10 protein-coding genes are annotated in these 12,451 nt (G+C 70.4%); 4 read left to right on the forward strand and 6 right to left on the reverse strand.

Annotation, left to right across the window (positions count from 1 at the left end; all coding sequences use genetic code 11):
- The first annotated feature begins 124 nt into the window (after positions 1-124).
- The 4 genes from ACGFRG_RS17490 (at position 125) to ACGFRG_RS17505 (ending at position 5,934) form a co-directional block, all read left to right on the forward strand.
- Positions 125-1,489 carry a M64 family metallopeptidase gene (locus tag ACGFRG_RS17490; RefSeq protein WP_393264923.1) on the forward strand — a complete coding sequence of 455 codons (1,365 nt, stop codon included), beginning with the start codon at positions 125-127 and terminating at the stop codon, positions 1,487-1,489.
- Positions 1,490-1,615: 126 nt separating this feature from the next.
- Positions 1,616-3,970 carry a polysaccharide lyase 8 family protein gene (locus ACGFRG_RS17495; RefSeq protein ID WP_393264750.1) on the forward strand — a complete coding sequence of 785 codons (2,355 nt, stop codon included), beginning with the start codon at positions 1,616-1,618 and terminating at the stop codon, positions 3,968-3,970.
- Positions 3,971-4,124: 154 nt separating this feature from the next.
- Positions 4,125-5,708: an acyl-CoA carboxylase subunit beta gene (locus tag ACGFRG_RS17500; RefSeq protein WP_361420409.1), complete on the forward strand. Its 1,584-nt coding sequence runs from the start codon at positions 4,125-4,127 to the stop codon at positions 5,706-5,708.
- 13 nt (positions 5,709-5,721) lie between these two features.
- Positions 5,722-5,934, forward strand: coding sequence for an acyl-CoA carboxylase subunit epsilon (locus ACGFRG_RS17505; protein WP_361420406.1), 213 nt, complete (start codon positions 5,722-5,724; stop codon positions 5,932-5,934).
- A gap of 80 nt (positions 5,935-6,014) precedes the next feature.
- Here the strand turns inward: ACGFRG_RS17505 and ACGFRG_RS17510 are convergent, their stop codons facing one another.
- From ACGFRG_RS17510 to ACGFRG_RS17535, 6 genes are all read right to left on the reverse strand, one after another.
- On the reverse strand, positions 6,015-6,596 hold the full coding sequence (locus ACGFRG_RS17510) for an ATP/GTP-binding protein (protein ID WP_069978110.1): 582 nt from the start codon (positions 6,594-6,596) through the stop codon (positions 6,015-6,017).
- Complete coding sequence (locus tag ACGFRG_RS17515) at positions 6,577-7,146, reverse strand: DUF742 domain-containing protein (RefSeq protein ID WP_361420403.1); 570 nt, start codon at positions 7,144-7,146, stop codon at positions 6,577-6,579. The genes ACGFRG_RS17510 and ACGFRG_RS17515 overlap by 20 nt, the downstream gene beginning before the upstream one ends.
- 115 nt (positions 7,147-7,261) lie before the next feature.
- Positions 7,262-7,675, reverse strand: a complete 414-nt coding sequence (locus ACGFRG_RS17520; RefSeq protein WP_026057603.1) for a roadblock/LC7 domain-containing protein — start codon at positions 7,673-7,675, stop codon at positions 7,262-7,264.
- A gap of 10 nt (positions 7,676-7,685) precedes the next feature.
- Positions 7,686-11,087, reverse strand: a complete 3,402-nt coding sequence (locus tag ACGFRG_RS17525) for a nitrate- and nitrite sensing domain-containing protein (RefSeq protein ID WP_393264754.1) — start codon at positions 11,085-11,087, stop codon at positions 7,686-7,688.
- A 339-nt stretch (positions 11,088-11,426) separates the two neighbouring features.
- Positions 11,427-12,008 (reverse strand): ATP/GTP-binding protein, encoded by a 582-nt coding sequence (locus ACGFRG_RS17530; protein ID WP_361420397.1) that lies wholly within the window; start codon positions 12,006-12,008, stop codon positions 11,427-11,429.
- On the reverse strand, positions 11,989-12,396 hold the full coding sequence (locus ACGFRG_RS17535) for a DUF742 domain-containing protein (protein ID WP_188275576.1): 408 nt from the start codon (positions 12,394-12,396) through the stop codon (positions 11,989-11,991). The genes ACGFRG_RS17530 and ACGFRG_RS17535 overlap by 20 nt, the downstream gene beginning before the upstream one ends.
- Positions 12,397-12,451: the final 55 nt, after the last annotated feature.

The following is a 12,451-nucleotide window of genomic DNA, read 5'->3' on the forward strand; positions in this document are numbered from 1 at the left end:
GTCCCAGGGCATTGCGCCCACCTCGTGCGCCCCCTAACTTAAGCACGCCGATCAATTGATTTAACCGACCGCTTAATTTCCGGCTTAACTTCCGTCACTGGGGGAGGACTTCGTGCGCTCAGCCATGCGTCCGTCGCTGCGCAGAACCATAGCGGCGACCGCGCTCACCGCCGCCGTCGCGGCCGCGCTCATATCCGGGCCCGGCACCGCTGCCGCCGCCGACCCGAACCGGCCGGCGCCCCGGCCGCGGGTCCAGGTCGAGATACCCGGCCCGGAGACCGGCGGCGAGGCCGGCTCCGGCCATACGCTCGTCCCGGTCACCGGGCAGAGCCACGGGCGCCCCGCGCCCGCGCTCACCGGCCGCGCGGCCGCGGCCGACGGCCAGGTCACCAAGATCGTCGACAACGGCTCCACCGCCGACCGCCTCGACATCGTCATCGTCGGCGACGGCTACACCGCCGACCAGCTCGCGCAGTTCCACGCCGACGCCAAGGAGAAGTGGGGCGAGCTGACCGGCGTCGAGCCGTACACCACGTACCAGAACCTCTTCAACGTATGGACGGTGGACGCCGTCTCCGCCCAGTCCGGTGTCTCCGGCGACCCGGCCCAGGGCGATGTGAAGAACACCGCGCTCGGCTCCTACTTCTGGTGCGACGGGGTGGAGCGGCTGCTCTGCCTCGACCAGGACAAGGTCGACTCGTATGTGGCGAAGGCGCCGCAGGCCGACCTCGTCATCGTCCTCGCCAACAGCGCCAAGTACGGCGGCGCGGGCTACAACGAGCCCAGCAAGAAGCTGGGTTACGAGGGGATCTCCACCGCGTCGGCCGGGAACGCCAAGTCCGGCCAGGTCGCCATCCATGAGACCGGGCACTCGCTCGGCAAGCTCGCCGACGAGTACTTCTACCCGGGCACGCCCGGCTACGAGCACTACTCGGGTCCCGAGGCCGCCCAGCCCAACATCTCGGTGCTGAGCGCGGACCAGATGGCCGCGCAGAAGACCAAGTGGTACCGCTGGCTGGGCGAGACGTCCCCGGACGGCGGCACGGTCGGGGTGTACGAGGGCGGCGGCTACTACGTCACCGGCCTCAGCCGCCCCACCGACAGCTCGATCATGCGCGTCCTGGGCAAGCCCTTCAATCTGCCCGGGCGCGAGGCGATGATCGCCGGGTTCTACCGGCACGCGTCGATCGCGACGGCGGCCGTGCGCACCGACCGCCCGCTGCGGGCCCACGACAGCGCCAGGGTCACCGTGCCCCGCCTGGTGGGCGCGAACGCGAAGCAGCTGCGGGTGCGCTGGTACCTGGACGGCAAGGAGCTGCGCTGGTTCGAGGGCCGCACCTCACTGAAGGCCGCCCAGGCCGTACTGAACCCGTGGGACCACAAGGCGCACAAGCTGTCGGCGACGGTCTCCGACCCGACGGCCTCGGTGCGCGATCCTCGGATCGCCGCCACGCTCGCCGACACGGTGACCTGGACCGTACGCCGCTGACCCCGGCCGACGGCCAGGACATGACAACAAGCGCTTTCTGTAAGGTGCGTCCGGGGCATTGAACGCCTCGGGCGCACCGTGCTACACCAGCGGGCAGCGGTCCACACCAACTCCCCGGGAGCCCCTGTGTCCGAGTCGCCCGCACTGCCCCGGTGGTCCCGTCGCACCTTCCTCGCCGCCACCGGAGCAAGCGCTCTCCTTCTCGGCGCGGCACCGGGAGCCCGCGCCGCCGCCGACGACGAGTACGCGGTGCTGCGCCGCCGCTGGCGGGACCTCTCGCTGGGGACCGGGTTCGACGCGGGCGCCGAGCCGTACGCGTCGCGGCTGAGGGAGAGCGGCGACCTCGCCCGCACCTTCCGCGCCTCGATGGCCCCGGCGGCCGACTCCCTGTGGCCCGACGCCCCGTTCGACCCGCCCGCCGGGATCACCCAGAGCTACGCACGGCTGTGGACCATGACCCAGGCGTATCTCCAGCCCGGCACCGGCCTCACCGGCGACGCGTCCCTGTTCGCCGACGTCGTCACCGGCCTCGACCATGTCTCGGCGACGGTCTACAACCCGGCCACCACCCGCTACGGCAACTGGTGGGAGTGGCAGATCGGCAGCCCCAGACTCCTCATGGACCTCGTCAACGCGCTCCACGACGAGCTCACCGAGGACCGGATCCAGGCGGCCTGCGCGGCCGTCGACCACTTCGTGCCCGACTCCGCGCTCGCCGTCTACTCGGGCACCTCCACCGGCGCCAACCGCGTCGACCTGTGCCGCTCGGTCGCGGTGCGCGGCGCCGTCGGACGCGCCCCCGCCAAGCTCGCGCTCGCCCGGGACGCCCTGTCGCCGGTCTTCCCGTACGTCACCAAGGGCGACGGCCTGTACGCCGACGGATCGTTCGTCCAGCACACCTCGATCGCCTACTCCGGTACGTACGGACAGGTCATGCTCGACGGGCTCGGGCGGCTCTTCACGCTGCTCGCCGGGTCGAGCTGGGCGGTGACCGACCCCAACCGGCAGATCATCCTGGACAGCGTGGAGCACGCGTACGCGCCGCTGATCCACAACGGCCTGGTGATGGACAGCGTCAACGGGCGTGCGGTGAGCCGGGGTTATCTGCTGGGCGACGATCTGCACGTGATGCGCGGCGACCACTTCCACGGTCAGGGCCTGATGGCCGCCATCGCGCTGCTCGCGGGCGGCGCCTTTGAGGCCGAGCGGACCCGCTGGTACGGGCTGATCAAGGGCTGGGCCGAGCGGGACCCCACCCATCCCGACCTCGCCGCGCGCCAGTTCGGCGTGGCCGACCTCGCCCGGCTCCAGGCGGTCGCCGACTCCGCGGTGGCGGCCGCGCCCGAGCCGGTCGGGCACACCCTGTTCACCGCGATGGACCGGGCCGTCCACCGCCGCCCCGGCTGGACCGCGAACATCGCCATGGCCTCCGAGCGGATCTCGTACTACGAGTGCGGCAACGGCGAGAACCCGCGCGGCTGGCACACCGGCGCCGGAATGCTCTACTGGTGGCCCGGCGAGCAGGGCAACGACCAGTACACCGACTGGTTCTGGCCGACCGTCGACCCGTACCGGCTGCCGGGGACGACCGTCTCCACCAAACGCCTCGCCGACAAGGCGGGCGGCGAGTGGGGCGCGGCCAAGCCCGCCGTGAGCTGGGTGGGCGGCGCGAGCGACGGCGAGTTCGCGGCGGTGGGCCAGCACGTGAAGGGGCTCGGCTCGACCCTTGAGGCCCGCAAGTCCTGGTTCTGCACGGCCGGTACGGTCGTCTGCCTCGGGGCGGGCATCACCGCCGCCGACGGCGTCCCGGTCGAGACGGTCGTCGACAACCGCAACCTGGGCGAGGGCGGCACGAACGCCTTCACCCTGGACGCCGGACCCCGCCCGCGCTGGGCACACCTCGCCGGGCACGGCGGCTGGGTCTTCCCCGGCGGCACGGGCGCGCTGCGCACCCTGCGCGAGGACCGGACCGGCGCGTGGAGCGACATCAACACCACCAGCTCGACCGAGCGCCGGACCCGGACCTACCAGACGCTGTGGCTGGACCACGGCGTCGACCCGGTGGGCGCCTCGTACCATTACCAGCTGATGCCGGACGCCTCACCGGCCACGGTGTCGGCGCGCGCGGCGGACCGGGCATGGGTGTCGGTGCTCGCCAACACGGCCGCCCGCCAGGCCGTCTCGGTGCCCTCGCTGGGGCTCGTCGGCGCGAACTTCTGGCAGGCGGGGAGCGCGGGCCCGCTCGCGGTCACCGCACCGGCGAGTGTGCTCGTACGGAGCAAGGGGGCGAGCGCCACGCTGGTGGTGAGCGAGCCGCCGCGCACCGGTCAGCCCTTCGAGGTCGCCTGGCACCATCCCGTACGACGGGTGACCAGCGCCGATCCCTCGGTCGAGGTGCTGGGCACCGGAGCGGTGCTGCGGCTGCGGATCACGCCCGGCACGGCTGGTGCGAGCCACCGGTGTGACGTGGGTCTCACCTGACCGTGTTGTGGGACCCCCACAAAGCCGGACCGTCCTGAGCTGGCACTTCGCCTGCATCGCGGGATTGTTCTGTTCAGGGCTACCAGGAAAAAGGTCCGGAGACTGTGTGAAGTCGACGGCGGGAAATTCTTGGTCGACTTCGTAGGGTCGATGCATGACCGTTGTGGACGAAACCCCGGGTGAGCCGAGTGACGCGCGTGGCCGCGTGGCCGAGCTGCTGGCCCTGCGCGAGCAGGCCCGGCGCGGGCCGAGTGAGCGCGCCACCGAGGCGCAGCACGCCAAGGGCAAGCTGACCGCGCGCGAGCGCATAGAGCTGCTGCTCGATCCGGGTTCGTTCAAGGAGGTCGAGCAGCTGCGGCGGCACCGCGCCACCGGGTTCGGCCTGGAGGCCAAGAAGCCGTACACGGACGGTGTCATCACCGGCTGGGGCACGGTCGAGGGCCGTACGGTCTTCGTCTACGCCCATGACTTCCGCATCTTCGGCGGCGCGCTCGGCGAGGCCCACGCGACCAAGATCCACAAGATCATGGACATGGCCATCTCGGCCGGTGCGCCGCTGGTCTCGCTGAACGACGGCGCGGGCGCCCGGATCCAGGAGGGCGTCTCGGCGCTCGCCGGTTACGGCGGCATCTTCCAGCGCAACACGCGCGCCTCCGGTGTCATCCCGCAGATCTCCGTGATGCTCGGCCCGTGCGCGGGCGGCGCGGCGTACTCGCCGGCGCTGACCGACTTCGTGTTCATGGTCCGCGAGACCTCGCAGATGTTCATCACCGGCCCGGACGTGGTCCGCGCGGTGACGGGCGAGGAGATCTCGCAGAACGGCCTGGGCGGCGCGGACGTGCACGCCGAGACCTCCGGTGTGGCGCACTTCGCGTACGACGACGAGGAGAGCTGCCTCCAGGAGGTGCGCTACCTCCTGTCGATGCTGCCGTCCAACAACCGCGAGAACCCGCCCTCGCACCCCGCCGAGGACCCGGCCGACCGGCGCGGCGACGTGCTGCTCGACCTGGTGCCCGCCGACGGCAACCGGCCGTACGACATGCACAAGGTGATCGAGGAGCTCGTCGACGACGGCGACTACCTGGAGATCCACGAGCGCTGGGCCCGCAACATCATCTGCGCGCTGGCCCGGCTCGACGGCCAGGTCGTCGGCATCGTGGCCAACCAGCCGCAGACGCTGGCGGGCGTCCTGGACATCGAGGCGTCGGAAAAGGCTGCCCGTTTCGTCCAGATGTGCGATGCTTTCAACATTCCGATCGTCACCCTTTTGGACGTACCCGGGTTCCTGCCCGGCGTCGACCAGGAGCACGGTGGAATCATCCGGCACGGCGCCAAGCTGCTGTACGCGTACTGCAACGCGACCGTGCCCCGGATCTCGCTGATCCTGCGCAAGGCCTACGGCGGGGCGTACATCGTCATGGACTCCCAGTCCATCGGCGCCGACCTCACCTACGCCTGGCCGACCAACGAGATCGCGGTCATGGGTGCCGAAGGCGCCGCCAACGTGATCTTCCGCAAGCAGATCGCGGAGGCCGAGGACCCCGAGGCGATGCGCGTGCGCATGGTCAAGGAGTACAAGGCCGAGCTGATGCACCCGTACTACGCGGCCGAGCGGGGCCTGGTCGACGACGTCATCGACCCCGCCGAGACCCGCGAGGTGCTCATCGCCTCCCTCGCGATGCTGCGCACCAAGCACGCCGACCTGCCGTCCCGCAAGCACGGCAACCCGCCTCAGTAACGAGGAGCCCCGAGTGAACACCCCGACTTCCGTCCCTTCCGCGTCCGTCCTGCGGGTGGAGAAGGGCGACGCGGACCCGGAGGAGCTGGCGGCCATCACGGCCGTCCTGCTCGCCCGCGCCGCCGCCCAGTCCGCCACGGCCCCCTCCCGGGGCCGCGACACGGCCGGCTGGCGCCGCCTGGAGCGCACCCCGGGCTTCCGAGCCCCGCACTCCTGGCAGGGCTGAGCACAAGCCGCTTGAACGAAGGCCCCGGCCGCTCCTCTCGGAGCGGCCGGGGCCTTTTCGTGTCGCGGGGCAGCGCGGAGCTACCGCAGGCGTGCCATCAGCGCATGCTCGACCAGGGTGATCAGCGCGCTCTTCGCGTCCGCGCGGTGGCGGGCGTCGGTGGTGATGATCGGGGTGTCCGGGCCGATCTGGAGGGCCTCGCGGACTTCGTCGGGGGTGTACGGCTGGTGGCCGTCGAAGCCGTTGAGGGCGATGACGAACGGCAGGCCGCTGTTCTCGAAGTAGTCGACCGCCGGGAAGCAGTCGGCGAGGCGGCGGGTGTCGACGAGCACGACGGCGCCGATGGCGCCGCGTACCAGGTCGTCCCACATGAACCAGAAGCGGTCCTGACCGGGGGTACCGAAGAGGTACAGGATCAGGTCCTGGTCGAGCGTGATGCGGCCGAAGTCCATCGCGACCGTGGTGGTCGTCTTGTCGCCCGTGTGCGTGAGGTCGTCGATGCCCGCCGAGGCGGACGTCATGACGGCTTCGGTACGCAGGGGGTTGATCTCCGAGACCGCGCCGACGAACGTGGTCTTGCCCACGCCGAAGCCGCCCGCCACCACGATCTTCGCGGAAGTAGTGGAGCGGGCAGCACCGCCGCTAGAGCTTGCGAAGTCCACTGAGCACCCTTTCGAGCAGTGTCACATCTGGCTGGCCGCCGGCGGACTCGTCGCCGCCGGGCTGGTGGATGGCGACAAGTCCGGCCTCGGCCAGGTCGGCGACGAGGATTCGGGCGACGCCGAGGGGAATGGAAAGGAGTGCCGAGATCTCGGCGACCGACTTGATCTCACGGCACAGATGGCAGATCCGCTGGTGCTCGGGCAACTGCCCTTGCAGCCGCGACGGTTCCGCCGTGGTGTGCACCAGCGCCTCGATGGCGAGCTGGTAGCGCGGCCGGGTGCGGCCGCCGGTCATGGCGTACGGACGCACAAGGGGGTTGTGCGTGCCGCCCGCCGGTGAAGGCTTGGGGACCTGCCTGGGCGCCACCGGCTCGATGCGGGGCTGCGGCGGCTGGTCGTAAGGGCTGGGCTGCCGGTGCGGCTGCTGGTAAGGCTGCTGACCCTGGCCGTGTCTGCTGGGCGCGGAGGGAAAGTTGAACCGGTTGTGCCCGTGCTCACCCGGAGACTGCTGACCACCGTTGTATGGGTGTCCGCCTGGGGGTGTTGTCACGTTTCCTCCTCCGACTGCCGGTCGCCCATTTCATTGGGACCGCGCCACCGCACCTTATGGCGCGGTGGCGAGAAACGCACTGCCTGTCTGCCGGTTGAGAACCGGAATTTCACAATTAATTGAGAAGGCTGCCCTGGAGTTCCGCCCGCAGGTCGGGGGTGAGGACCGTGCCCGCACGGTCCACGAGGAGAGCCATCTCATAGCCCACCAGACCGATGTCGGCCTCGGGGTGGGCGAGTACGGCGAGCGAGGACCCGTCCGAGATGGACATGATGAAGAGGAAGCCGCGCTCCATCTCCACCACCGTCTGGTTGACGGCGCCGCCCTCGAAGATCCGGGAGGCACCCGCGGTGAGGGACGTCAGACCGGAGGCCACGGCCGCCAGCTGATCGGCCCGGTCCCGGGGGAAGCCTTCGGACATCGCCAGCAGGAGTCCGTCGGCGGAGACCACCACGGTGTGGGACACCCCGGGGGTGTTGTCCACGAAGTTGGTGATCAACCAGTTCAGATTCTGCGCCGCCTGGCTCATCGGGCTCACACTAACGCTCCTGGTTGTAGGTGTTACTGGTGTCCGACCCCGCGCTGCGGCCCTGCTGGACGCCGCGGCGCAGGTTGCTCAACCTGCCGCGTACGTCCTCCGGAGCGCGGGAGACCTGTGGGCCGCCCTGCGGGGTCTGCTCGGCCGCGCCCTCGACCAGGTTGGCCTTGGGCACCCGCCGGGGGAGACCGGAGGGGGTGACCCCGCCGGCCTTCGGCTCACGCAGCTTCTCGGCGCGCGTCCAGCGCTCGTCGTTGGTCGAACGCCAGTCGCCGGTCGGCTCGTCGGCGGTGGTCGCGGCGGCGTCGTCGGTGGCGGCGCCGGACTCGGCGACGGTTCCGCTTCGGGAGCCGTCACGGGTCGCGGGACCACTGCCGTCGACGGGCCGCTGGCGCTGCTCGGGCCGCTGCTGCTCGGACTGCCGCTGCGGCTCCTGAGCGTCGGCCTGCCAGCGCTGCTGCTGCGGCTGCTGGCTGCCGCGCCTGGGCAGACCGGCGCCGGTCAGCTCGTGGGCGGAGGCCGGGGCGGGGCCCGGCCGGTCGAAGCCTACGCGCTCGTGGCCGTTCGCGGGAGCGTCCGGTGCGGATTCCGCTTCCGGGCCGCCCTGCTGGTACTCGGAGGCGTACGGCGCCTGGTAGGAGCCGGTCTCGCTCTCCTGGTAGGAGGAGCTGCCCGGCCAGTCGTCGTGCTGGGACCGGTTGCCGAAACCGCCGTCGTAGTGCTGCCCGTCGGCCGTCGGCGCCTGGTAGGCGGCGTCCGCGTAGCCCTGCTCGGCGTAGCCGTCGCCCTGGCCGTTCCGCCGGCCGTACGACTCCTGCTGGTAGGAGTCGGAGTAGTCCTGCGCGTACTGCTGCGAGCCGTCGTACTGGCCCTGCGAGCCGTCGAACTGGCCGTCGTAGCCGCCCTGCTGGGCGTTGTACGCCTCGAACTGGGCGGTGTCGCCCTGGCCCTCGTAGGCCTGGTGCTCGTACTGCTCGTCGTAGCTCTGGGGCTGCTGCCGGCCGTCGACCTCGTCACGGAAGAGCGGGCGGTCGCCGCCGTGCGCCTGGGCCTCCAGGGCCGCGCGGCGCTCCTCGCGCATCAGCGAGCGGTTGACCGGGTCGAGCTGAAGGGCCTCGCCCTGCTCGCCCGTCTCGTAACGGGAGTCGTCGAAGCCGAGCTCGGCGGCGGTGCGCATGGCCGGGGCCGGGGCCTCGAAGCTCTGCTGCTCCGGGATGATCTGCGAGACCGTGAAGTCGTCGCCGGGCAGCGGCTGGCCACCGCCACCGTGGGTGATCGCGTCCGGGAGCATGACCAGCGAGGTGGTGCCCGCCTGCTCGCCGGAGGGGCGCAGCTGGACCCGGATGCCGTGGCGGTCGGAGAGCCGGCCGACCACGAACAGGCCCATGCGCTGCGAGACGGCCGCGTCCACGGTCGGCGGGTTGGCCAGCTTGTGGTTGATGTCCGCGAAGTCCTCGGCGGTCAGGCCGATGCCCTTGTCGTGGATCTCGATCATGACGCGACCGTCCGGGAGCCGGGTGGCGGTCACGCGAACCTTGGTCTGCGGGGAGGAGAACGTCGTGGCGTTCTCCAGGAGCTCGGCGAGCAGGTGCACGAGGTCGGTCACGGCCTGGCCGTGGATCTCGCTCTCCGGCACACCGGTCAGCTCGATGCGCTCGTACGACTCCACCTCGGAGGAGGCGGCGCGCAGCACGTCGACCAGCGGGACCGGCTGGTTCCAGCGGCGGCCCGGCTCCTCGCCGGCGAGGACCAGGAGGTTCTCGCCGTTGCGGCGCATACGGGTCGCGAGGTGGTCCAGCTTGAAGAGGCTTTCGAGCTGGTCCGGGTCGGCCTCGTTGTTCTCCAGGTCGGTGATGAGGGTCAGCTGGCCCTCGATCAGGGACTGGTTGCGGCGCGACAGGTTGGTGAAGATCGCGTTGACGTTGCCTCGCAGCAGCGCCTGCTCGGCGGCGAGCCGGACGGCCTCGCGGTGGACCTGGTCGAAGGCGCGGGCGACCTCGCCGATCTCGTCCGTGGAGGTGATCGGTATCGGCTCGACCCGGGTGTCGACCCGGCCGGGCTCGGTGCGCGAGAGCTGGTCGACGAGCATCGGCAGGCGGGTCTCGGCGACCTCGAAGGCGGCCGAGCGCAGTCGGCGCATCGAGCGGCTCATCTGGCGGGCCACCATGCCGGCCAGGATGAACGCGGCGAGCAGCGAGACGACGACGATCGCGCCGTTGATGTAGGCGGAGGTCTTGGCGTCGTCGGCGATCTGGCCGGCCTCGGTCACGGCCCGGTCCACCAGGTCGGTCTCGATCTCGGTGTAGCCGTCGAACTTGGCGGTGGAGGCGGACATCCACGCCTCGGGGGTGATGTTCTGGGCCTTGAGCTTCTTGACGCTCTGGCCCTCACCGATCGCGGCGGCCATGCCGTTGTAGACCGAGCCGTCGCGGACCGGCGCGGCACCGATGTGCGCGCCGTTCTCGGGCTGCTGGGTCGCCCCGGGGAAGTCCTTGGCGGCCTGCGCGGCCTTGGCGGCCATCACCTGCTTGAGGTGCGCGCTGTCGGCGTCCGTACCACCGGCGTCGAACTCGCCGAGGGCGATGAACTCCAGGTAGTTGTACGAGTTGAACGCCTTGACCTGCAGCTGGAAGGTCTGCTGGTCCTCGCTGGGGCGGACGAGCAGGTGCATGCCGATCGAGCGCTGCAGCGACTCCGCGGCCTTGGCGAGGTCGACGGCGTACACCATGCGGCCGTAGCTGGTGATGTTGCCGGTGCCCAGGCCCAGCTCGTTGGAGAAGGTGCTCAGGTAGTGCGGGACGGCCGTGTAGCCCTCCTCGGTGAGCACCGGGTTCTTCGCCTCGACGCCCTTGGTGAAGGCCGTCTTGCGGAGCATGTCGAGGTTCTTCTCGGCCTCGCGGACCTTGGCCAGGCGGCGCTGGAGGCTCGGGGTGTCCGGCATGCCCTTGACGACGTCGTCGAACTTGGCGCGGGCCGCGTCGGAGGTCGCGTACGCCTTGCTGATGACGTCGCTGTCGCGCTTGTTCTGCAGCAGGGGCTGAGCGGTGAGGTCACGCTCGTTGAGCAGGGCCTGGCCGTACTCCGAGGCGGCGCGCACGATGAGCGCCGTCTTCTCGGCGTCCTTGGCCTGGGTCCAGGTGTCGATGGATCCCTTGACCTCGAAGCCGCCCATGACGAGGCCGACGAGGACGGGGATGAGGAGGATGGCGTTCAGACGGGTGGCCACCCGCCAGTTGCGCGGCGAGAACTTGCTCTGGCTGCCGGCGTCGGGACCGGCGGACTTGCCCCCGGCCTTGCCCCCGGAGGGGGGCGGCAGCTCGTCCGGCGTCGGCGCATTGCGCTGCGGCGGGGTGAAGTTGCCCCGCGCCTGCTGCGTCGCGGAGCTCGTCGTGCTTCGCCTCACTCGACCAACAACCTCTCGGCGCGGCACCTCTCGCGGTGTGCCTTTAAATGTTCTGAGCCGTACTACTCGGGAGTTCGTCGAATTCCAGCACGCCGGGCGGGTCGGTTCCAAACAGCTGGAATCTGCGGTTCCGAGTGGCACACGCCTCAGATAAAACGGGCATAAAGAGCGAGCCCCGTCAAAAGGCGGGGCCAATGTGAGCGCAGTGACACCATGTGAACGCGCATGGTGGCCGTGACGTGCGAATTCTCTGTCGAAACGTTATGAACACAGGGGCGGATCGTGTCAAAGGACACAGTCCGCCCCCGTTCCTCTACGACAACTGCCGTATGCCCCCGCCTACTTGAGTCGTGCCATCAGTGCGTGCTCCACCAGCGTGATCAGCGCACTCTTCGCATCGCCGCGGTGGCGGGCGTCGGTGGTGATGATCGGGGAGTCCGAACCGATCTGCAGCGCCTCGCGCACCTCGTCCGGCGTGTACGGCTGGTGGCCGTCGAAGCCGTTGAGGGCGATGACGAACGGCAGGCCGCTGTTCTCGAAGTAGTCGACCGCCGGGAAGCAGTCGGCCAGGCGGCGGGTGTCCACCAGGACCACGGCGCCGATCGCGCCGCGCACCAGGTCGTCCCACATGAACCAGAAGCGGTCCTGACCGGGCGTACCGAACAGGTACAGGATCAGGTCCTGGTCCAGGGTGATGCGGCCGAAGTCCATGGCGACGGTCGTCGTCGTCTTGTCCCCGGTGTGCGTCAGGTCGTCGATCCCGGCGCTCGCGCTCGTCATCACGGCTTCGGTACGCAGGGGGTTGATCTCCGAGACCGCGCCGACGAACGTGGTCTTGCCCACGCCGAAGCCGCCCGCCACCACGATCTTCGCGGAAGTGGTGGAGCGGGCGGCACCGCCGCTAGAGCTTGCGAAGTCCACTGAGCACCCTTTCGAGCAGCGTCACATCCGGCGTGCCGCCGGCCTCTCCATTGCCCGGCTGGTGGATCGCCACCATGCCGGCCTCCGCCAGGTCGGCGACAAGAATCCGGGCGACGCCGAGCGGCATCTGCAGCAGCGCCGAGACCTCCGCCACCGACTTGACCTCACGGCACAGGTGGCAGATCCGCTGGTGCTCGGGCAGCAGCGTGGCCAGGTGCGCGGGGTCCGCGGTCGTGCTGACCAGCGCCTCGATGGCGAGCTGGTAGCGCGGCCGGGTGCGGCCGCCCGTCATGGCGTACGGGCGGACCAGCGGCTGGTCGCCATCACTGTCGTAGTGCGCGTCGTGCAGAGCGCCGTACGAATCGTGTGAGGCGGGTGGCGGGGTCATGGATCCTCCGGGCGGGACAGCAGGGACAGCGAGTGTCTTCGAGCCGTCTGATGTG

Source organism: Streptomyces sp. NPDC048696, assembly GCF_043198895.1.
Classification (GTDB): Bacteria; Actinomycetota; Actinomycetes; order Streptomycetales; family Streptomycetaceae; genus Streptomyces.